At 41.3% G+C, this 22,210-nt stretch carries 17 protein-coding genes; 7 read left to right on the forward strand and 10 right to left on the reverse strand.

The genetic code is table 11. The features are described 5' to 3' along the window. Window positions 1-29: 29 nt before the first annotated feature. From EYW48_RS16100 to EYW48_RS16125, 6 genes are all read right to left on the reverse strand, one after another. Entirely contained in the window at window positions 30-248 is a 219-nt protein-coding gene (locus EYW48_RS16100; RefSeq protein ID WP_053311562.1) for a DUF2835 domain-containing protein, read from the reverse strand. 48 nt (window positions 249-296) lie between these two features. Further along, complete coding sequence (gene pepN / locus EYW48_RS16105; protein WP_277432669.1) at window positions 297-2,903, reverse strand: aminopeptidase N; 2,607 nt, start codon at window positions 2,901-2,903, stop codon at window positions 297-299. Between the two features lie 185 nt (window positions 2,904-3,088). Further along, a complete protein-coding gene (locus EYW48_RS16110; RefSeq protein ID WP_176313109.1) occupies window positions 3,089-3,763 on the reverse strand; it encodes a hypothetical protein in 675 nt (224 codons plus the stop codon). Between the two features lie 141 nt (window positions 3,764-3,904). After that, complete coding sequence (gene prc / locus EYW48_RS16115) at window positions 3,905-5,899, reverse strand: carboxy terminal-processing peptidase (protein WP_171979905.1); 1,995 nt, start codon at window positions 5,897-5,899, stop codon at window positions 3,905-3,907. A gap of 17 nt (window positions 5,900-5,916) precedes the next feature. Then, window positions 5,917-6,540, reverse strand: coding sequence for an RNA chaperone ProQ (gene proQ / locus EYW48_RS16120; protein WP_053311566.1), 624 nt, complete (start codon window positions 6,538-6,540; stop codon window positions 5,917-5,919). A gap of 99 nt (window positions 6,541-6,639) precedes the next feature. Continuing rightward, window positions 6,640-7,113 (reverse strand): GAF domain-containing protein, encoded by a 474-nt coding sequence (locus EYW48_RS16125; protein ID WP_176313110.1) that lies wholly within the window; start codon window positions 7,111-7,113, stop codon window positions 6,640-6,642. A gap of 92 nt (window positions 7,114-7,205) precedes the next feature. On the opposite strand from EYW48_RS16125, the gene EYW48_RS16130 reads away from it, so the two are divergent. The 4 genes from EYW48_RS16130 (at window position 7,206) to rsmF (ending at window position 14,454) form a co-directional block, all read left to right on the forward strand. Then, window positions 7,206-9,008, forward strand: coding sequence for an ABC transporter ATP-binding protein (locus EYW48_RS16130; protein ID WP_176313111.1), 1,803 nt, complete (start codon window positions 7,206-7,208; stop codon window positions 9,006-9,008). Between the two features lie 27 nt (window positions 9,009-9,035). Beyond that, window positions 9,036-10,292, forward strand: coding sequence for a paraquat-inducible protein A (locus EYW48_RS16135; protein ID WP_176313112.1), 1,257 nt, complete (start codon window positions 9,036-9,038; stop codon window positions 10,290-10,292). Continuing rightward, window positions 10,285-12,924 (forward strand): MlaD family protein, encoded by a 2,640-nt coding sequence (locus tag EYW48_RS16140; protein ID WP_277432670.1) that lies wholly within the window; start codon window positions 10,285-10,287, stop codon window positions 12,922-12,924. Before EYW48_RS16135 ends, EYW48_RS16140 begins: the two co-directional genes overlap by 8 nt. A gap of 105 nt (window positions 12,925-13,029) precedes the next feature. After that, window positions 13,030-14,454, forward strand: coding sequence for a 16S rRNA (cytosine(1407)-C(5))-methyltransferase RsmF (rsmF, locus tag EYW48_RS16145; RefSeq protein WP_277432671.1), 1,425 nt, complete (start codon window positions 13,030-13,032; stop codon window positions 14,452-14,454). Window positions 14,455-14,629: 175 nt separating this feature from the next. Here rsmF and EYW48_RS16150 read toward each other — a convergent pair whose 3' ends face one another. Continuing rightward, a complete protein-coding gene (locus tag EYW48_RS16150) occupies window positions 14,630-15,463 on the reverse strand; it encodes a S1-like domain-containing RNA-binding protein (protein WP_053311572.1) in 834 nt (277 codons plus the stop codon). 100 nt (window positions 15,464-15,563) lie between these two features. Between EYW48_RS16150 and EYW48_RS16155 the strand changes: the two genes are divergently transcribed. Next, window positions 15,564-16,916 (forward strand): hypothetical protein, encoded by a 1,353-nt coding sequence (locus tag EYW48_RS16155; protein WP_168522254.1) that lies wholly within the window; start codon window positions 15,564-15,566, stop codon window positions 16,914-16,916. Window positions 16,917-16,938: 22 nt separating this feature from the next. On the opposite strand, the gene EYW48_RS16160 is transcribed toward EYW48_RS16155, so the two are convergent. Both EYW48_RS16160 and EYW48_RS16165 read right to left on the reverse strand, forming a co-directional pair. Continuing rightward, window positions 16,939-17,418: a DUF4442 domain-containing protein gene (locus tag EYW48_RS16160; protein ID WP_053311574.1), complete on the reverse strand. Its 480-nt coding sequence runs from the start codon at window positions 17,416-17,418 to the stop codon at window positions 16,939-16,941. A 117-nt stretch (window positions 17,419-17,535) separates the two neighbouring features. Continuing rightward, window positions 17,536-18,426, reverse strand: coding sequence for a putative PEP-binding protein (locus tag EYW48_RS16165; RefSeq protein WP_168522256.1), 891 nt, complete (start codon window positions 18,424-18,426; stop codon window positions 17,536-17,538). Between the two features lie 208 nt (window positions 18,427-18,634). On the opposite strand from EYW48_RS16165, the gene EYW48_RS16170 reads away from it, so the two are divergent. After that, window positions 18,635-19,696: a 3-deoxy-7-phosphoheptulonate synthase gene (locus tag EYW48_RS16170; protein ID WP_274683633.1), complete on the forward strand. Its 1,062-nt coding sequence runs from the start codon at window positions 18,635-18,637 to the stop codon at window positions 19,694-19,696. 15 nt (window positions 19,697-19,711) lie between these two features. Further along, window positions 19,712-20,194, forward strand: coding sequence for a YajQ family cyclic di-GMP-binding protein (locus EYW48_RS16175; protein ID WP_176313115.1), 483 nt, complete (start codon window positions 19,712-19,714; stop codon window positions 20,192-20,194). Between the two features lie 31 nt (window positions 20,195-20,225). Here the strand turns inward: EYW48_RS16175 and EYW48_RS16180 are convergent, their stop codons facing one another. Then, on the reverse strand, window positions 20,226-22,181 hold the full coding sequence (locus EYW48_RS16180; protein WP_277432672.1) for a diguanylate cyclase: 1,956 nt from the start codon (window positions 22,179-22,181) through the stop codon (window positions 20,226-20,228). Between the last annotated feature and the right edge of the window lie 29 nt (window positions 22,182-22,210).

Raw genomic sequence — 22,210 nt, forward strand, 5'->3', positions numbered from 1 at the left:
CCTATTTAAATATCTAGGAAATCAGTCGGTCACAGCATTTCTAACTTTACAAACTTATTATTTTGGTCAGTTATCAATCTAAATCGACCTTTTACTCCAATTTGACTAATAAATGGACGAAATTTAGCTGCAGGCAGTTGTAGACGTAAACCTTGATCGGTGATCACTTGCACACTACTAGCAACACCAGAATAGTGCGCTAAGTACGCTTGGTAGGAAATGTTTAACGAGAAGTAATATTGATTCATAGCGTTCAATGAAAAGTGAGGCGACACATTACTGCCGCCTCATACTAGTTAAGATTCAAGTGCTTTTGTCACTTTTTCAAATAGATCCCGAGCTAAATCATCCATCGATTTCAGCATTTCAAGCTCTGCTTTGATCAGCGCTTGACGCTCTTCATCGTACAATCTAAATTTCAGTAATGGGTCGATAAGGCGCGAAGCAACTTGTGGGTTACTGTTGTTTAATTCACGTAGAATTTCACCTGCAAATCGATAACCCTCTCCAGATTTAGCATGGAAGTTAACGGGGTTCGCATTCAGGAATGAGCCGACTAAGCTACGAATACGATTAGGATTTTTTAGACTGAACGCTTCATGATTCATGGTTTGTTTAATTACATCTAGCACGTTTTGTGCAGGGTTCGTGCCTTGCAGGATAAACCATTTATCCATGACTAAACCGTCGTGTTTCCACTTATCGCTGTAGTCAGCCATTAGCGATTCACGACAAGCAAGTTGCGCACTGTTCGCCACACTCATGGCCGCCATGGTATCGGTCATGTTATTAGCCGTATTGTATTGCGTTACCACCAAATCATTACCTTTAGTGGTGTAAGCTAGATATGCCAAGCAAGTATTGCGCAATGCTCTTTTACCAATCGATTGGTGATCAATGGAATAGTGTGCTTGTTTTAAGCTGTTGTATACCGCAGTAAGCTCATCTTCGAGAGCATTCGACAACTGGACTTTTATTGCTTTAAGTACCATGGCAATGGCATCAACATCAACACGCTTATACCACCCAGACACTTCGTTATGACTTGGTAGAGATAGCATTTCAGCAATGAACGCTGGTTCAAGTGAATCACTAAGCAAAACACCACGAAATGCATCAATTACCGATTCAGCTAGGTCAACATCTTTACCGGCTTGAACCCCAAGTACATTACTACGGATATATTTCGCCAGTAGCATTTGTCCTGCATCCCAGCGGGCGAATTCATTACGTGCATTCACCATAAGGAATGTGAGTTCATCATCGCTGTATTCGTATTCAAGTTTAACTGGCGCAGAAAATTCACGCAGCAAAGAAGGTACTGGTTTTTCCGTAACATTCTCGAATACGAAGGTTTGCTTCGCATCCTTCACATTTAGCACATTGGCAATAGGTTTTCCATTACACTGTAACGGAATCACATCGCCATTTTTAGCATACAACTCTATATCAAACGGAATATGCAGTGGCGCTTTTTCTTTTTGTTCATGAGTTTCTTCAGTCACTTGCTCAATGGTTAACGAATAAGTTTGCTGTTGTGCATTGTATTCACTGTTAACTGAAACAGTCGGTGTTCCCGACTGGCTATACCACAAACGGAACTGCGCAAGATCAACACCTGATGCATCTTCCATCGCGGAAACAAAATCTTCACAAGTTGCCGCCGTGCCATCGTGACGTTTAAAATAGAGCTTCATCCCTTTTTGGAATGCAGCTTCACCTAATAAGGTGTGCATCATTCGAATAACTTCACTGCCCTTCTCGTAAACCGTCAAAGTATAGAAGTTATTCATTTCTATCACTTTATCAGGGCGAATTGGGTGTGACATAGGGCTGGCATCTTCAGCAAATTGTGGCCCACGAATGGTACGCACATTGCTGATTCGGTTCACTGCACGGGAACCAAGATCGGATGAAAACTCTTGATCACGAAAAACGGTCAGTCCTTCTTTTAAACTCAACTGGAACCAATCACGACAAGTGACTCGGTTTCCAGTCCAGTTATGGAAATACTCGTGACCAATCACGGCTTCAATACCTAAGTAATCGGTATCGGTTGCCGTTTTCTCGTTTGCCAGTACAAATTTGGAATTAAAAACATTTAAGCCTTTGTTTTCCATTGCCCCCATATTGAAGAAATCAACTGCAACGATCATGTAAATGTCTAAATCGTATTCAAGGTCAAAGCGCTCTTCATCCCACTTCATTGAATTAATCAAAGAAGTCATCGCATGTCCAGCACGATCTAAATTACCTTTATCTACAAAGATCTCGAGGGCGACATCACGACCTGACTTGGTTTTATATTGATCACGCAATACGTCAAAATCGCCAGCAACAAGGGCAAATAAATAGGCAGGCTTCGGATGTGGGTCCTGCCATTTAACCCAGTGACGCCCTTCCGACAAATCGCCTTGGTCAATACGGTTACCATTACTTAATAAATATGGATATTGTAATTTGTCTGCAATTACGGTGGTGGTGTATTTCGCCAATACGTCCGGACGGTCGAGGTAATAGGTAATACGACGAAAACCTTCCGCTTCACATTGGGTACAGAACGCACCACCCGATTTGTATAAACCTTCTAATGCTGTGTTAGCTTCAGGGTTAATTTGAGTGATGATTTCTAATTCAAATTGTTGAGGTAGTGAAGAGATCGACAAACCAGTTTCCAGCAATTGAAAATCGTGCCACTCTACTCCATTGACTTTCAATGACTTTAGTTCAAGGCCTTCACCATCAAGTAGTAGCTGGTTGCTTTCGTTCTTTTGCTGAACTTGAGAGACAGCTGTCACCAATGTACTGCTATCAAAGAGATCGAAGGTAAGTTCAAGTTCTGTGATGCTGTGTGACAGCGCTTGATAATCTTTGCGGTACTTGGCTTGCGGAGTATGAGCCATGTCGGAATCCTTTTTGACGAAATGAAATGTGACTGCCTATATCTAAGGCTTGTTATCATTAATAACAACCCCTCATATCAAAAAACGAGGTATTTTATACAAATACCCCATTAAATTGCTGACAATTTAAACATATAAAACAGAAATGACTACCTATAAGAGCCAAAACAGTGGATCCAATTTAGCTAACGAACACGTGTTAAGACTGCAAACATAGACCCGCCTTCAACCTCTAACGTCAAGGTATCACGGGCTAAAGTGTAGCGTGTATCATGCTCTCCATCTTTATAGAGCAGGACTAGGTGATCACCTTCTGTATAATAAACACCTTTATGAACTGACTCGTTGCCATTAATGCCACTTACTCGTAACATAAAGACAAAATCAGGTTGTAATACCAAGTCTAACTGGCTGATATTACTAGAGGATAAATCTTCACCTGATATTTGTTCACTTAACCAAACGCCTGCTAAGGCGTTCGGTAAAACCTTAGTAAAAGTCACGCCGTTTAGATTAAGTAAATTATGATTGCTTTCATACTCGTAAACTTGTGGCTGAGATGATGTCACTCCAAGTATCAATGTGTTGCTATTAGCATCAAAATCACCTTGCCACTGATCAACACTTAAATCTTTCTTCTGGATATTAATTGTAAAACGGTAATTCGATTTCAAGGTCAATTTAATAGCTAGAAAATTTTCAGAAGATGAGTCAGGGTTAGCATTGAGTAGATACCAATCACCAAGCAAAAATGGAAGGTCAAACTGGGTTAAATCAGTATGTTTAGTACTTTCACTGCTGTAAACACTGTGCGTAATTAAAACGGTAATACAGGCAACAATTAGAGTAATCCATTTCATAGCACGTCCCTCACTTTTCATTAAGCTTAGGACCAGTTTTACGATGGCGCGACGGTATTTGATCTATATCACGTTATTTATTTGGTCTAAATAAGATCAAAAAAGCGAGCCGTAGGGCTCGCTTTAGATTGGATAGCTCAATTAATTTAGCATATCGACCGTAATTGCAACGGCTTCATCTAAATAAACATCTGGGGCTTCGTAATCTTTTGGTATGTCCTGCAATGTCTTGAATGGTTTATCACCACTCTCGGTTTGTCGCAAGTTGATACGAGTCAAACGTAACTGATCGGCTTTATCGCTTTCTTGCTTACGTACTTGCTCATTAAGAGAGATGGTATTGTCATCTTTCTCTGCTTTGTACTTAGCAATATCCTCGCGAATAAAACCAAACTCTCTGTCTGTTGCGATACGAGCTTGATGTTTAGTCGACAAGCTAACAATTAGGCTTTCATTACCCTGTAACTTATCATATTTCGCTTTATCAATATGATCCCAAGGTAGAGCGTTTGGCTCAACACTTTCCCCCGTGTCACTCGCTTCAATCGCGGTTGGGAACGCTATATCAGGCACAACCCCTTTATTTTGCGTACTACCACCATCAATTCGGTAAAACTTCTGAATCGTGTATTGAACGTAGCCTAACTCTTTATCAAATAAATCATAAATATGATTAAGCGAACGATGCTGTTGAACCGTACCCTTGCCGAAGGAGTTCTCTCCTAAGATAATCGCTCGACCATAGTCTTGCATTGCCGCTGCAAAAATTTCAGATGCAGAAGCACTGTAGCGATTAATCAGTACCGTCATTGGACCTTGATAACTGATTTTGCCATCGGTATCGCTGTTGACGTTGACACGACCATAACTATCACGAACTTGAACGACAGGACCACTTTCGATAAACAGACCAGAAAGCGCTGTAGCTTCAGTGAGAGCTCCACCACCATTGTTTCGTAAATCGACGATGATGCCATCAACATTTTTTTGTTTAAGCTCCGCAATAAGTTTGTCTGTATCTTTTGATAAACCGACGTAGAAACTCGGTACTTCTAACACACCGATTTTCTTGCCATTTTTTTCAATGATTTCAGACTTAACCGCTCGGTCTTCTAAGCGAATTTTATCGCGCACAATAGTTACAACGTGACTTTTGGCATCTTTACCTTCCGGCAAAATTTGCAACTGAACCTTGGTTCCTTTCGGGCCTTTTATCAGTTGTACAACGTCGTCTAATCGCCAACCAATAACGTCAACGATATCTTTACCATCTTGGCCAACACCAATAATCCGGTCACCTTCAGCTAACTGCTTGCTAGTCGATGCAGGACCACCAACCACCAGCGAACGAATAACCGTGTAGTCATCTGTCATCTGCAATACCGCACCAATACCTTCCAATGAGAGGTTCATTTCTGATTGGAACTGTTCAGCATTGCGCGGAGACAAATAGCTGGTGTGCGGATCCACTTCTCTAGCAAAGGCATTCATGTAAAGCTGGAAAACATCTTCACTATGAGTCTGAGACAAACGTTTAATGGCATTGTTGTAACGTTTACCTAGCGTTTCCTTAATCTCTGGCCACTCTTTACCCGTTAACTTAAGGTTTAACGCATCGTATTTAACGCGTTTACGCCACAGTTCATCCAGCTCTGCTTTATCTTTCGGCCACGAAGCCTTTGAGCGATCAAGCTCCATTGATTCATCAGTATCAAAAGTAATTTCTTGATCTAAAAGAGAAAGAGCATATTGAAAGCGTTCAAAACGTTTATGCATTGATAAATTGTACACATCAAATGCAATTTGGTTGTTACCCGCTTTAAGTTGATCATCAAGTTGAGTTGACCATGCTTTGAAAGAATCGATATCAGTTTGAGTAAAGATATTACGATTATAATCAAGCAGTTCTAGATAACGATTGAATATTGCTTGAGAAAAGCTGTCATCAAGATTGAAGTGCTTGTAATGAGAACGGGTGAAACGGGAAGTAACACGTTTACTCGCCGTTTCATGTTGAACTTCAGGAGTGAGAAGAGGAAGATCCTCTTGACTCAACTTGGCTTCTAAAGCCTGAGCTGATGAAACTGCTAGCCATAGGCTAGCAGCAATCAACGTTAATTTTGAACGGCATTTCATGCGTAGGAATTTCTCCTTTAAGCGCGCAAGTGCTCCACTTTTACAACCATTTGTAGGCCGTTAACAAGTTGAACGCGCACATCTTCCTTATTAATTTCAACAATGGTCGCAGCCATGTTTCCTTTACCCATGTTTACGTTCACTTGCTTACCAGTGATCATTTCATCGGCATTTAAAGCGCGTGTCTCTACAGGTTTTTCAACTTTCTGAGCTTTAGCTTGAGGACGACGAGCTTGAGGCTTCTTCGCTTTTGGCTGCTTCGCTTTCGCTTCTTCACGTGCTTTCTGTGCTTGTTCTTTACGACGCGCTTGCACACGAGCTTTGCTCTCTGCCAAGGCAGCTTGTGCATGCTCTACATGTTCTTCTTCTAACTCACCACATGGGTTACCATCAAGGTCAACGCGAGTCGCACCCGCTTTAACACCATGTAGGTAACGCCAAGATGACGTGTACTGTCTTAACGCAGCACGTAGCTGAGTTTTGCTCACTTTTTCATCTTCGCTTAGACGTTCAGCAAGATCTTGAAAAATACCAATTTTTAGAGGTTTGGCTTCACCTTCTAAAGTAAAGCACTTTGGGAAACATTCAGCAATGTACGCAATCACTTCTTTGCTGTTTTTTAACTTTTCAGTGTTTTCCATGAGGATTCCTGGTTTATGCGGCTTTTCCGCGAGGCATTAATATAAATATGTTCGGTATTATAGTGACCTAAATGCGAAAAACCACAGGCAATGACCAATTTATGCCTTGTTAGCGTGTGAATTGAACAGCTTTTCTATCTCAACCATCAATTCTGTTAGTCCTTTTTCATCAATTTCCGAAAAACGGCCAATACTTGGGCTATCAATATCTAATACCCCTGCTACATTACCATTGATTGAAAATGGAATAACAAGCTCAGAATTACTCGCCGCATCACAAGCGATATGCCCTTCAAATGCGTGGACATCGTAAATACGTTGAACAGTATTGCTAGCGGCTGCCGTACCACACACGCCTCGCCCTAACGGAATGCGAACACAGGCAGGTTGACCTTGAAATGGGCCAAGCACTAGTTCACCATCTTTGATCAAATAAAAGCCAACCCAATTGAGATCCTCTAATTCCATATTAAGTAACGCACTTAAATTCGAAAGGTTCGCAATTAGATCCGTTTCAGATTCCAATAGCGCTAAGGCTTGTTTGGTTAAGCGCTGGTAATGTTCTATGTTCATATTAGCTAAACTTCCAATTGAAAACTAAAGACATCCGTTTTTGAACGACGTACAATTTCGCCACAATATAAATAGGATGCATTCTCATTACAATGATTAATTCAAGTGACACTATTAGCCGTTCTTGGTTGATAAAACAAGTAAAAAAACATCGAGCAACTTTGCTGTTTGCCAACGCCATTGCAATAGCTGCCACTTTAATCAGTGTCCCTATCCCCTTGCTTATGCCATTGATGGTCGATGAAGTACTTCTCAATAAACCCGCATCCGGTTTGGCAATGATGAATGCCGTCTTACCGACAGCATGGCAAACCCCAACAGGCTATATTGGGTTAACCTTATTGCTGGTCGTGTTGATGCGCAGCGTAAGCCAGGCTCTGAATATTCTTCAAAGCCGCCAATTCACTCTTGTTTCTAAGACCATCACCTATCATATGCGCGCTAAAATGATCGATAAATTAGGTCGAATTAGTATTCAACAATACGAGACAAGAGGTAGTGGCGGTATCAATGCTCACTTGATTACAGACATCGAAACTATCGATCAGTTCATTGGTAGTACGCTGAGCAAATTTATCATTAGCCTCTTTACTGTTATTGGTACTGCAGCCGTGCTGCTATGGCTTGAATGGCGACTTGGGTTGTTCATTTTATTAGTGAATCCAATTGTCATTTACTTTTCACGTAAACTGGGCAGTAAAGTAAAGCACCTCAAGAAACGCGAAAACCAATCTTATGAGCGTTTTCAAAATCGGCTGGTAGAAACTTTAGACGGTATTTACCAACTTCGTGCTGCTAATAAAGAACGTGTATTTCTAAATCAATTAAAAATGCAAGCGAACCAAGTGCGAATCGATGCTGATAAGTATGCTTGGCAATCTGAAGCAGCTGGGCGCGTTTCTTTTCTTCTCTTCCTACTCGGTTTTGAGCTTTTCAGAGCCGTAGCAATGTTGATGGTTCTGTTTAGTGATTTAACCATTGGTCAAATTTTTGCTGTATTTGGCTATTTGTGGTTTATGCTAGGTCCGGTTCAAGAGCTGCTAGGCATTCAATTTTCTTGGTACAGTGCCAAAGCCGCCTTTATTCGCATCAACGCTCTACTATCGCTTGATGAAGAGCCAAGACCGATAAGTAAAATCAACCCATTTACGCAGCAAAAGCAGGTTGATGTAGAAATATCACACATAAATTTTGCCTACGATAATGACCAAAATGTGCTAACAGATCTGTCACTGAGTATTCCTCGCGGTAAAAAAGTCGCCTTAGTCGGCGCTAGTGGTGGTGGTAAATCAACACTGATTCAGCTGTTGATTGGTATGTATCAACCCAAATCTGGAGAAATTCGTTTTAATGGCGCCACAACCGAAGAGATCAGTTTTGATATTATTAGAGATAATATAGCCGTTGTATTACAGCAACCTATACTATTTAACGATACTTTGAGGCATAATTTGACTTTGGGTGAGCATTACGATGAAACCCAACTTTGGCAGGCGCTACAAATTGCCCAAATGCAAGATGTTATTGCTAATTTGAGTGACGGACTGGATACTTTAATTGGGCGAAACGGCATTCGGCTATCAGGTGGACAGCGTCAACGTTTAGCGATTGCTCGTATGGTGCTTAGTGATCCTATGTTCGTTATTTTGGATGAAGCCACTTCAGCCTTAGACACAGCCACTGAAGCAGCGCTGCATGATGCTTTAAACGATTTTTTGAGTGGCCGAACCACATTAATTGTTGCGCATCGCCTTTCAGCCGTGAAACAGGCAGACATCATTTACGTGCTTGAAGATGGCCAAGTAAGCCAGACTGGTACGCATCGGGAATTAGTAACACAAGATGGTTTATATCAAACGTTATATGGAAATATACAGTCACACGCCACTCAGTGACAACGTCACTAAGAATGAGGCTCTTGTTTGCCTGTGAAAGTTCTTGAACAGCATCCTAGTGCGTCAAATGCTATCAGACTCTGCCAAGGCTGCGAACTGGCGGTTGATATAGTTGAAGTCGCACAAGGTAAAAGTGCTTATTGTCCTCGCTGCGGTACTCAACTGTACCGCGGGGGTAAACCATCTTTATCTGGTGACCTTGCGATAGCGGTAACCTGCTTATTACTGTTCATTCCTTCGCATTTTTTCGATTTTATTAGTATTCGTTTGGTTGGCGTAATGATTCCCGCCACCCTACCCTCAGGGGTATTGGCTTTGATGGATGAAGGCTTTTCTCTGATTGCATTACTGGTTTTGTTTTGCAGTTCGATTGCCCCATTTTTAGTGTGTTCTTCAGTGGTCACAGCGCATATGGCACTGCGCTTTCGCTGGTTTTCTGTACTCAACTATTCGCTTATTATCATTCACAAACTAAAACCTTGGGTGATGATCGATGTTTTTTTGGTCAGCGTAGCGGTTTCTTGCTTTAAACTTCAAGATTATTCAGATATTCATATTGGCGTTGGGCTGTATGGTCTGGTGTTACTACAATTGGCTACGGTTCTACTTGCTACTCGCGTCAGCGTGAGACGTTATTGGGAAGCATGGAAACCAGAAAATCAATACACATTTGAACATAAAGATGTCCACTGCCATCATTGTCATTTATCGCAACCCGAAAGCCACCATTGTGTCCGCTGCGAGCAAAAGCTCTATCACCGCAAGCCTAATTCAATACAGCGTACCTGGGCCTATTTAATCGCTGCAAGCATTGCTATTTTCCCTGCAAACCTTATCCCAATATCAATCTTGATCACCAATGGACAACGATTGGAAGACACCATTTTTTCTGGTGTTGCATCATTAATTAATAGCGACATGGTCGGAATCGCCATCATTATTTTTGTCGCAAGTATTGTCGTACCTATTATCAAAATTTTTGGCCTGACCTATTTGCTTCTTGCAATCAAATTCAAACGGCAAGTGTACCATCGACAGCGCATGACGATTTTCTTTGCTATTAAATGGATAGGTAAATGGTCTGTTATGGATCTGTTCGTAATTTCAATTATGCTGACATTAGTCGATCGAGGGCAAATTCTCGATTTTACACCGGGTTATGGTGCTGTCGCCTTTGGCATGGTCGTCGTATTGACCATGTTAGCGGCTGAAAGCATGGACCCTCGACTCATCTGGGATAACTACCCAGATACATCAGAAAAAAATGAGCTTTCAAATGAGTAAATCAGCTTCAACCCAGAATTCTTACACCCCTGATGTGAAAAGAAATAAAGGTATTTCTCCTCTATGGATTTTACCGATACTAACCATGTTGCTTGCCGGATGGTTGGTTACAAAAGCAATTCACGATGCAGGAGAAAGAATTCAAATTTATTTTTCGGATGCTCAAGGTTTAGTTGCTGGTAGAACAACCATTCGCTACCAGGGCTTAGAAGTCGGTATGGTACGTGATATCAACTTATCTGAAGGGTTAGAAAGCATTTACGTGGATGCAGATATTTATCCAGAAGCAACCCAACTGCTCAATGATCAAACGCGTTTCTGGTTAGTCAAACCAACCGCTAGCCTTTCAGGTATTTCTGGGTTGGATGCGCTAGTGTCAGGTAACTATATTGCGATTCAACCGGGCAATGAAGGTACCTCGACGGATCACAATAATATCTTTCGCGCTTTAGATAATGCCCCTTCAGATTTACAACCCGATCAAGGGTTGATTATTTCTTTGAAAGCACGTGATTTAGGGGGGCTTTCTATTGGCTCTCAAATTGTCTATAAGAAAATACCTATAGGCGAAGTCTTTAACTATCAACTCGATAAAGACGCAAAATCAGTCATCATCCAAGCCTCTGTCGATGATGAATATCGACACATCATTACGAATGAAAGCCGTTTTTGGAATGTCAGTGGCATTGGTGCCAGTATTGGTTTTGAGGGAGTTGATGTTCGATTAGAAAGCCTCAGCGCTCTTATTGGCGGGTCCATCGCGGTCGATTCCCCTGATGGTGGAGAACCCGTCAAACAGAATACCCAGTTTAGACTCTATAGAGATTTAAAAACAGCAGGTCGTGGTATCCCCGTCAAGATAACCCTACCCGATCAACATAATATTGGTTCAACTGGAGCTCCTATCATGTATCGCGGAATTGAAGTTGGCCAAGTGACAGACTTACAATTAAGCCAAGGACGAAAACAAGTCGTTGCCTCTGCTGCCATTCAACCTGCCTTCAGTGACATGCTAAATTCTGGTAGTCGCTTTGTGTTAGAAGAGGCAAAAGTTTCACTCTCGGGCGTTGAAAACATTGGTAACTTAATCAAAGGTAATTATTTGACTCTGGTTCCAGGAGAAGGCAGCAAGGCAAGGAGCTTCACCGCTATCCGACAATTTGAGTTCAACCAGTCACAAGCTAAATCCATTGCGATTAAACTTATTGCAGACAGCTCATATGGGTTAGATGTTGGCACTCAAATTCTATATCGAGGCATTGCTGTCGGTTCAGTTATTGGTGTCGTGTTAGAGCAAGACCACGTAGCCTTAAACACCTTAATTGATGAGCAGTACTCATCCCTGATTCGCTCTCAAAGTCGCTTTTATATTACAGGGTCGGCAACCGCAGAGCTCACGGAGTCAGGACTCAATGTATCAATCCCTCCAGCCAAACAATTATTAACCGGTTCAATTAGTTTTGTCAGTGAAGGGAGCGAGAAAGTTTATCCCGAATATCATTTATACCCGAGTCAGTCTTTGGCGGAACTTGCAAAATACAACCAAAGCGGTTCGCAAATGCTGACTCTTTTAGCTGATGAATTACCACCAATCAGCCAAGGTAGCCCTCTTCTGTACCGTAATTTGCAAGTCGGTAGCGTCTCTGGATTTAAGCTTACGAAAGACGGTGTAAAAATCGAGGTGAAAATTGAGAATCAATACCGTCACCTGATTACGAACCAAACTGTATTTTGGAATCGTTCTGGTGTTGAAGTCGAGGCATCACTGGCCGGCGTTAGTGTTAAAGCAGCACCACTCAAAACATTGCTACAAGGTGGTATTGCGTTTGATTCCTTGCAAGGTATCGATAATAAAAATAATAGCTTGTGGAAATTATATGACAGCTATGAGCAAGCGAGAAAATATGGACAAGAAGTGACCTTGATTGCTGATAGTTCTCTTGGTATCACAGAGGGGACATCGATTAAATACAATAATATTGTTGTCGGTGAAGTCACATCTGTAACTCCCGACTTTCAGACCGGCATCATAACTCTTAAAGCCCGTATTGATCCTAATTACGCCACTGATGTTGCAAGAGTTGACACGCATTTCTGGGTTGCTAAAACTAAAATCGGTCTAGATGGTATCGAAAACTTACAAAACTTAATCACCAGTAGTATTGAAGTACGGCCAGGCACTGGCAAGCCGAATTATCAATTCAAGTTAGAAAAGCAGCCGAAGCAAGAAACAGGTGTTGAGTTTACACTGCAAAGTGAAAGACGAGGCTCAGTGACTGAAGGAACACCAGTCCTTTACCGAGAAATGGAAGTGGGCGTCGTCACCCATGTAAAATTAGGCGACTTCGCTGACCGAGTTATTTTCACGGTAGAAATTCAAAAACAGTTCGCTTATTTAGTACGTAATAACAGTGTGTTTTGGAATGTTTCTGGGGTTGATGTCTCTATCGGGTTATCAGGCGCCAACATAAAGGCTGGAACCATAGACAGTATTGTGCGTGGAGGGATTACCTTTGCGACTCCCGAACAAAAGCAGTTACAACCTATCGCAAAACAAGGGCAAGCGTTTTACTTGTACCCTGCGGCAACACCAGAGTGGACTCAGTGGAGAACAGCGATTCCCAAACCTTAATCCGCCTCTTTAAAAAATGCAGCCTCCGAGCTGCATTTTTTACGGTTCTTATCTCATCTCGATTCTTATATAATTCGCAGCCAAACTTCCAGATGAGACAGAACCTTGCACGCCAACATAACACTGCCAGAAGCATTTCTTACGACAATTGAAGCAATATTACCCGATGAACTCACTATGAGTGATTTTATTGCAGCTTGTCAGCGCCCTCTTCGTAAAAGTATTCGAGTCAATACACTCAAGATCTCTACCGAACACTTTTGCCAGCGAGCAGCAGAAAAAGGATGGCAATTGTCTCCAGTGCCTTGGTGTGATACGGGGTTTTGGATTGAAGCTGATGAGTCGCAAGTTCCTCTCGGCAACACAGCTGAACACATGGCGGGGCTTTTTTATATTCAAGAAGCCAGCTCCATGATGCCAGTTTCAGCTCTATTTATGGATGAAAGCGCCCCCTTTAACTCTGTATTAGATATGGCGGCAGCGCCCGGCTCTAAAACCACACAAATAGCCGCTCAAATGGGTAATTTAGGTGTTTTAGTCGCCAATGAATTTTCAGCCAGTCGCGTCAAAGTACTGCACGCCAACATAGAGCGTTGTGGCGTGCGCAATAGTGCACTTAGCAATTTTGATGGTCGAGTGTTTGGAGGGTGGTTACCAGAACAATTTGACGCAGTACTTATTGATGCGCCTTGTTCTGGTGAAGGCACGATCCGTAAAGATCCAGATGCAATGAAAAACTGGAGTAAAGCGTCGGTACTTTCCATTGCTGAAACACAGAAAGACTTAATCGAAAGTGCTTTTCATGCTCTCAAACCTGGTGGCGTAATGGTTTACTCTACCTGCACATTAAGTACAGAAGAAAACCAACAAGTTTGTCACCATCTAAAGGCCACCTTCGGTGAAGCGTTAGAATTTGTTTCTCTAGGTGATTTATTTGAGAATGCCAGTGCTTCATTAACTGAAGATGGCTTTTTGCATATCTTCCCGCAAGTTTACGATTGTGAAGGTTTCTTTGTCGCGAAAATCCGTAAATTAAGTTCCGTACCGAGCCCTGAAGTTAAAAAGCGTTTGGGTAAATTCCCATTTGAAAAAGCCAGCACCAAAGTACAGCAAGATATTGCACTACAGCTTAAAAAATCACTGGATATTGTGCTGCCTAGCGACGCCAGCGTATGGTTGCGCGATAACGATGTATGGTTATTTCCCAATGCATTAGAGCCGATGTTGGGTGAACTACGTTTTTCTCGAATGGGGATAAAAATTGCTGAAGCGCATAAGAAAGGTTATCGCTGGCAACACCAAGTCGCGACAGCGCTAGCTACTGGCAATGAAACCAATTGCGTCATACTTTCGGTTGATGAAGCAAGAGATTGGTACATGGGCAGAGATGTCAGACCAGAACAACCATCGAGCCAAGGTGAAGTCATCGTAAAGCTCGGGAATGATGTAATTGGGTTAGGGAAATGGGTCGGTAACCGCGTTAAAAATGGCCTGCCAAGAGAGCTAGTTAAAGACAAAAACCTATTCTAAACGGATAAACTATAGAATGAAATTCTAAAAAATCATCGCTAACGCGTGCATACCGACTACACTTATAAGGAAAGCACGACACGACTCTTTAGTGATTAGCGTAGGCTCTGTAAGAGCCATTCCCCTGGGCCCAAAGACGGTTGAGTTTTGGGCCTTTTTTTTCTTCCAACAATAATTAAACTAAACGAATACCGTCAGGTTCGATGGTAATTTTGCCCTGCTTATAGAGACCACCAATGCTTTTCTTAAACGTGCCTTTACTAGTACGGAAGGTAGCAAAAATAGCGTCAGGCGTTGACTTATCACTTAACGGTAAGAATCCACCTTTTTTCTCCAGAAGTTCAAGGATTTTCGCGCTCATTTCATCCATTTTTTCGACACCAACTTTTTGCAAAGCAAGGTCAATTTTTCCATCTTCGCGAACGTTCTTAATGTACCCCTTCAACGATTTGCCGATAAATAGTTTGCCAAACACATCCGATGGGAAAATCATCCCCCAATGTTGACCATTGATGATCGCTTTATAGCCTAAATCTGAACGCTCAGCGATAAGCAGATCCACTTGTTGGTTCTTCGTGTAATTAGCCGGAGTCTTATCCAATACTTTATTGAACTTTGTTGTCCCTACAATACGACCAGAAGCCTTATCGGTATAAACATAAACCAGAATGGTCTGCCCTTCAGTAAAGCGCGCTCGTTGTTCACTGTAAGGAACCAATAGGTCTTTATCCTTGACTCCCCAATCAACAAAAACACCAGTACTGTTCACACCTTCGACTTTCATTAAACCCCATTCGCCCACTTTAGCAATGGGAGTCTCGGTTGTCGCAGCTAGCTGATTATCTGAATCAAAATACAAAAACACATCAATTTGTTGCCCTAACTCAACACCTTCGGGTACAAATCGATTCGGTAGTAACGTCGTACCAAAATCACTTGCATCTAAAAACACGCCGAAATCGGCAATTTTTACGACTTCTAAACTGTTTATTTGACCAACATTAATCATTTACTTTGTCTCACCTCAATTTTACAGAGATTATACGTGATCTCTGTTATCCTTTCCCCCATTGAAGGAGAAAAATAAGTAATTTTTTCAGGAGCTTTCTTTGGTTAATGTAGATAAACAAGACGCGATTACGCTTAAAATTTCACATGCCACGTCCCAGAGCAAAGAGGTTGATCTGGACATTTATCTATTCATTCCTGGTGATTTAGGTTTAACTCCCGAAATTCTGCCTGAGTCAGAATTCTACTATAGCTCTATCCATCAAAAACGTGCCTATTACAGTGATAAAACTTTACTGCCTTTGGTACATAGCCGCCTTGCTCAGCGCGGTCGGCTCTCCTCGACTCAATACCGTGTCAGTTTAAGCCTATTCGCTTATCAATATGTGATTGCATTGGACAAAGCAGTGGTTCATTTGACCACAACGAGTGACAGCGTCACAGAGGATGAGGTGGATAGCGTCATTGAGCTCTCTTTGGACATCCTTAAAAAGTTACGTCGAAGCATTCCTTACGAAGAAAACTTAAAGCGCTATTACGCCAACATCGATAACTACCTATCTTGGTACACAGAACAAAAGTTTCTCTCGCTGGTGGCACATATGAATCGTGATGGCGATTATAAAACCATCAAAGAGCGTTTAATTACTTTAGTCGAGAAAGAACAAGCACACCGTAAGCTAAATAACTACAATTCAGCAAAAGCTGGCGATGACATCACTCGGTTAAGCAATAAAATGCGTCTGCTTAGACGGTTGATTGAGCACCCAATCGTACTCAATGAGAAAGTAACGTCTTTGGGTAGCAATATGAAACGGGCAGTAAAAGGCATCGCAACAGGATTAGTCATGCTTTTTGTTACCATCATTGCGATTACCGCTCGCGATTATTGGGGAGAAATTACGGCTTCCTTCATCATCGCCATGTCATTTGTTTATGCGCTTCGCGAAATATTTAAAGACGACTTACGAGACATACTATGGCGTTGGATTCGTCGGGGTAAACCTAAGTGGAAACGCCGTTACATAGACCCAACCACAGGAAAAACGGTAGGACATAAGCTAGAGTGGCTAGACTATACGAACCTCAATAAGTTACCCGATAGAATCAAAGCGATACGCAAAAAGAGAGTAGTCCAACGTGAGGAGCAGGTACTGCATTATCGATCCGAAACGCAAATGTCGACTTCTCGTTTTATGAGCGGCTATGAAGAAACACGTGAAACGTTACAGGTTGATCTTCGCCCCATCACTCGTTTAATAGACAAAGGCTCAAACAGAATCTACCAATTAAACGGTGGACAAGTCAGCCGCGAGTCCGTTGAAAAACGGCACTTACTAAACTTGATCATTAAAGAAGATAACCACCAAGGTAAAGCGCGCTACTATCGTTGGAAAATAGTGCTTAATCGCAGCAAAATTGTCGATGTTGAACAAATTGAATTGGATGGGTAACGTCCAATTCAATCTAATGGTTTTACTTCCCTATTCGCTTTAGAGATAGCGTCAAAAGAAACTCAGCCATAACTTCATCACCATGTAAAGTAGGACATGTTGCGGTAATTTTCACTATCTGATTAACACGCTCCCCAGTGGCTATTGTTTCATCCAGCATGCTGTCAATGAGCTGACCGTCATGACAATGAAAATGCACATCGGCCTCAGGACGTTTTAAGAATTCAGCCTGTAAGGCTTTAAAAGCCAAAGAAACTTTGCTGCCCCGTTGTTCAGCTTTATGCATGGCCATAAAACCACCTGCTACATCAGCACCAACCGCAAGCACACCAAAATACATACTATTTAAGTGGTTTTTATTGCGCCGCTTTAAAGGAATTCTGATCTCAACCGACTGATCATTCAACTGCAAAATTTTGGGACGGCATGACCAAATAAGTGGTACTTTGAAAAAGCCAAATAGGCTTAAGTAGAGGTTTGCTTTGGTAAGTGGGGAGAGCATATAAACTGACCTTTTACATAGTTGTCGGACCAGTTCAAATTACAGCGCGATAAATGTCAATAAATTGTTACTAAAAGTAAGAGCTGAGCGTAACTATTCTACGCTCAGCTGAATTCATTATATTTTTACCACAACATCTGCTTGTGTGTTTTCCACTAAATGCTCTTGAAGTTTTGGATAGTCGGCTAGAGATTGCGTAACCACTAGAATCGGCTTTTTGGCTTGGCAAGCAGCTTTGACGGCTAAGTCTAATAGTGCAACAACGGCTTCACTTTCAGGATTAAATAGATGCGCAAGTGCAGCATTGTTCTTATCGATGCCCAAAGTGTATTGCGTTAGATTATCAATATTAATTGTGATGCCATCGAAATAGTGCATTAAACGCTCTGCTAACAACGCCGCCGAAGGCACATCACAAGAGTAATGTACTTTCAAACCTTGCAAACCACGCGGTAATCCTTGCTCTGCAAGACGGTCGATGATCGTAGCCGCATCGCTCAATGTTCTAACAAAAGGCACGACAATTTCTACATTCACACCCGCATTGCGTAGAGCTTTAACCACCGAGCACTCATAGGAGAATGCTTTTGCGTACTGTTGAGAAGCAAAGCGAGAGACGCCTCTCACTCCCATCGCTGGGTTGACTTCCTCGGGTTCAACCGAGCCACCAAGCAATGCTTTGTATGCATAGCTATCAGCATCACTTAAGCAAACTCGAATCGTTTGATGTGATTCTTGCACCGCTGACAATACCTTATCCACTATCGTCGCGGTAAAGTGCTCAGAAACCTCTTTATCATTGAGAATCGACTGCGCCGATTCTTGTTCTAGTTCTGATAAGTTCGCAAAATGTTGCTCAATCGATGGGTGATAAAATAGCGAATCCAATATAATATCTGACAGTGAGACATAAAGATGTTGAGCGTTTCCACTCGTTTCAATGGCCGCTGGAAGAGCATCACCAAGAACTAACTGTGCATGCATCGTGCTGTTTTGTGTCAAACTCATTACTGCTCCCTAACACTTTTTATTATCTTAATCTGGAAAATACCTATAGCGAGGATCGAATACAAGAATAAAAGTAAATATTTATGAAAATATACTGAATAAATTTTCACTTTACGCATTGTCGATAATAAGTTTTCCGTTTTACAGTTTATTCCTCTTGCCAATTCCGCTATCTTTAGCGCTTCGCAATAAGAGTACAGGCTTTAGTATGCCATTAAAAACAGATGAATTAAGAACTCAAGCAATGGGTCCAATGCCAACACCAGCAGAGCTTGGAAATGCGCATCCGATCACAAATGATGTTGCTGAGCGTATTGCCAACTCACGTCGTCAAATTGAAAACATCCTCACAGGTCAAGATGATCGTCTACTCGTTATCGTTGGACCATGCTCAGTTCATGATACTGAAGCCGCTTTAGATTACGCACGCCGTTTAAGTTCAATTCAAGCTCAATACGATAATGAGCTTTTCATTGTTATGCGTACCTATTTTGAAAAACCAAGAACTGTAATTGGGTGGAAAGGCTTAATTACCGATCCAAACTTAGATGGTTCATACGCACTAGAAACCGGTCTTAATAAAGCACGCCAGCTATTACTTGATATCAATAAGCTAGGCTTAGCAACAGCCACTGAATTTCTCGATATGATCACCGGTCAATATATTGCAGACCTCATCACTTGGGGAGCGATAGGTGCGCGTACAACTGAATCTCAAATTCACCGTGAAATGGCCTCTGCGCTTTCGTGTCCGGTTGGTTTTAAAAATGGTACCAATGGTAATATCAAAATTGCTATTGATGCTATTCGTGCAGCACAGGCTTCGCACTATTTTTACTCACCAGATAAAAATGGCCGTATGACAGTATATCGCACCACTGGTAATCCTTATGGTCATGTCATTTTACGCGGTGGCGATACTGGACCTAATTTTGATGCAGATTCCGTAGCACACGCCTGTCAGCAATTGGCCGAATTTGGTTTACCGCAACGACTTGTTGTCGACTTTAGTCACGCCAATTGCCAGAAGCAGCACAGCAAACAAATCGAGGTTGCCGCTGATATTTGTACGCAAATTAGAACAGGACAAGATTTTGTCGCAGGCATTATGGCAGAGAGCTTTATTATTGAAGGCAATCAACCAATGCACGACCTAGATAACCTAACTTACGGCCAATCCATCACTGACCCTTGCTTAGGCTGGGATGAAACAGTGACTATGCTTGATATGCTTGCTAAAGCAATCGCAGACCGCCGCAACTTAAAATAAACATAAGGAACTACCATGCCTTCTTTTGATATCGTTTCAGAAGTCGATAATGTTGAAATTCGTAACGCTGTCGACAATGCAAACCGTGAACTGGCTACTCGCTTTGACTTTAGAAATGTTGATGCCAGTTTTGAACTCAAAGATGAAACCGTGAAACTCTCTGCAGAGCATGATTTCCAACTGAACCAGATGATGGATATCTTACGCGGAAACCTTGCAAAACGAGGTGTAGATGCAAACTCTTTAGATGCTAAAGAAGCCGTTGGTACAGGCAGACGCTGGCACAAAGATGTCCAGTTTAAGCAAGGAGTGGATACCTTAACAGCGAAGAAAGTAGTGAAAGCGATTAAAGATGCAAAGCTAAAAGTTCAAGCATCAATCCAAGGTGATAAAGTGCGAGTCACAGGTAAGAAGAGAGACGACTTACAGTCGGTAATCGCACTTATGCGTGAATCGGATATGGGGCAACCCTTCCAATACGAGAATTTCCGAGACTAACTTAAAATGCCACCGCATACCGGTGGCATTTTTAATCCACATCGGAAGAAACAGCTATAATACAGCGGTTTCGCCCCTCAGATTTTGCTTGATATAATGCTTGGTCGGCTTTATCAATAGCTTCTTTCCATGACAACTCCAACTGTTCAATAGACTCTTCGTTTTTAGCACCGATAGATACCGTGACAGATACAGAGCACTCATTGGCAATAAAAATAGTCTTTTCCACTTGAGTTCGAATTCGTTCTAAGAGTTGTTTGACGTTGGTATCAGGGCTCTTAATGATCATAACAAACTCTTCACCACCCCACCTCATTACTAAGTCATCAGGGCGAACTTGTTCGTGTAATATTTTTGAGAGCTTTCTTAATACTTCATCCCCCCCTTCGTGACCATATTTATCATTAATCTTCTTAAAAAAATCAATGTCAATAATGGCTAAAACACACGATGAAGTTTCAGTTCCCTTTTGCTTTAAGAACCATGTACTCAGGTAGCGACGATTATATAAATTGGTTAAAGGATCGCGTGTTGAATCAACCTCTAATTGAGCGTGTGATTTTTCAAGGATTAAATGCTTTGATTTTATGTATCTATATTTCCGATAAGATAAGTATGATAAGATGACAACTATTACAAATAGTAATCTATACAACCACTCTCTAGTATTTTGAGTTTCCAATTGCAATTTTTGAATATTGTTATTTGCGCTCAAAAGTAACAATTCTTGCTCGTTCAGTTTATTATTAAATTGCACTTTGAGACTTAATGCTTCTTTATCTCTAGATTTAAGCAATAAGTCTTTTTCAAGCATTGCCATTTTCTTGTATTCAGATAACGCTTTAGGATAGTCACCTTGACTCTCAAAAATACGAGATAAGATTTCAGTGGTGTAAATAATTCTACGTATATCATCAAATTGCTCGAAGATCGTTAGAGCCAACTTACTGCTCAAGAGTGCTAATTCTAATCTTTCTTGCACCAGATAAACTTCAGCTAAGACCTCATGACAATATGCGACATATATTGCCTCTGACTCTTCTTTTGCAAGAGATAAGCAACGTTCTGCAATATCAAGTGCATCTTCAACTTGTCCTTGGTTCAACAAGCTGTCAGCCAAGTTCATCATTGACTTAAACTTTAATGGTTTAGAACCCGTATTCATAGCACGAGAAAATGCAAATTCTACATTGCGCTGCTGTGATTTCATTCGACCTACGGCACTATCGATGACACTGGCATTCGTATAAAGAATCGCCTCAGTTAAAATATTAGAAAACTCATTATCTTGATAAAGTGAAAGAGCTTTTTTTAAGTAAAAATCTGCATTTTTCCAATCTTCCAACTGTATATAGATCGTAGATATATTATTCAAGATGATGGTGATTTGAAATTCATCCGCTATATCCTGAAATATTTGGTAAGAAAATTGATAGTTCTTTAATGCCTGTGTAAAATTACCACGATCAAAAGCAATATTTCCTAAAATATTATACGACTTTGCTATCAATGCTTTGTAACCAATACCTTCCGCCATCTCAATAACTTCATTAATCATTGCTTCAGCTTGTATTAATCGTTGTGAGTACAAAAGAGCTTGAGCTTCAAATAAATAGGATTCAGCAATGATCCAATCTACTTCATGCTCTTTACCAAGATCGAGGGCACTATGAAAAAACTGTGGCTCAATCCCTGAAAATTTCTGTAAATTCTTCTGTGCAAAAATGTACAATGCTTGCGCTCGAGGAGAAGCATTACTTGGCCAAACAGGAAAATTGTCTTTAATTTTCTCCGGAAATTCAAATGAATTTTGATAAAGCTGAAGATAGATTTGATCCGCGTTATTGATAGTACAGGCTAAAAAATCATCGCACTCAACAACTTTTATATCTTTAGCATGGCTTTGTAATGTAATAAAAAGGAATGACGCGATAAGAAAAATAGCGCTCATAAACGTCGTGTATGGATGTGGTATTAGTTTTGCCATCAAATATCTTCTTTCGTTATCGTCATCAA

This window comes from Vibrio sp. 1180_3, from assembly GCF_029478545.1.
GTDB classification, from domain to species: Bacteria; Pseudomonadota; Gammaproteobacteria; order Enterobacterales; family Vibrionaceae; genus Vibrio; species Vibrio aestuarianus.

What these genes read in the sequence shown, in the direction of transcription:
- pepN (WP_277432669.1), bottom strand. Translation starts at nt 2,903, where the DNA reads ATGGCTCATACTCCGCAAGCCAAGTACCGCAAAGATTATCAAGCGCTG.
- proQ (WP_053311566.1), bottom strand. Translation starts at nt 6,540, where the DNA reads ATGGAAAACACTGAAAAGTTAAAAAACAGCAAAGAAGTGATTGCGTAC.
- EYW48_RS16165 (WP_168522256.1), bottom strand. Translation starts at nt 18,426, where the DNA reads ATGAGTTTGACACAAAACAGCACGATGCATGCACAGTTAGTTCTTGGT.
- EYW48_RS16125 (WP_176313110.1), bottom strand. Translation starts at nt 7,113, where the DNA reads ATGAACATAGAACATTACCAGCGCTTAACCAAACAAGCCTTAGCGCTA.
- EYW48_RS16175 (WP_176313115.1), top strand. Translation starts at nt 19,712, where the DNA reads ATGCCTTCTTTTGATATCGTTTCAGAAGTCGATAATGTTGAAATTCGT.
- prc (WP_171979905.1), bottom strand. Translation starts at nt 5,899, where the DNA reads ATGAAATGCCGTTCAAAATTAACGTTGATTGCTGCTAGCCTATGGCTA.
- EYW48_RS16160 (WP_053311574.1), bottom strand. Translation starts at nt 17,418, where the DNA reads ATGCTCTCCCCACTTACCAAAGCAAACCTCTACTTAAGCCTATTTGGC.
- EYW48_RS16150 (WP_053311572.1), bottom strand. Translation starts at nt 15,463, where the DNA reads ATGATTAATGTTGGTCAAATAAACAGTTTAGAAGTCGTAAAAATTGCC.
- EYW48_RS16180 (WP_277432672.1), bottom strand. Translation starts at nt 22,181, where the DNA reads ATGGCAAAACTAATACCACATCCATACACGACGTTTATGAGCGCTATT.
- EYW48_RS16170 (WP_274683633.1), top strand. Translation starts at nt 18,635, where the DNA reads ATGCCATTAAAAACAGATGAATTAAGAACTCAAGCAATGGGTCCAATG.
- EYW48_RS16130 (WP_176313111.1), top strand. Translation starts at nt 7,206, where the DNA reads ATGATTAATTCAAGTGACACTATTAGCCGTTCTTGGTTGATAAAACAA.
- EYW48_RS16140 (WP_277432670.1), top strand. Translation starts at nt 10,285, where the DNA reads ATGAGTAAATCAGCTTCAACCCAGAATTCTTACACCCCTGATGTGAAA.
- EYW48_RS16110 (WP_176313109.1), bottom strand. Translation starts at nt 3,763, where the DNA reads ATGAAATGGATTACTCTAATTGTTGCCTGTATTACCGTTTTAATTACG.
- EYW48_RS16100 (WP_053311562.1), bottom strand. Translation starts at nt 248, where the DNA reads ATGAATCAATATTACTTCTCGTTAAACATTTCCTACCAAGCGTACTTA.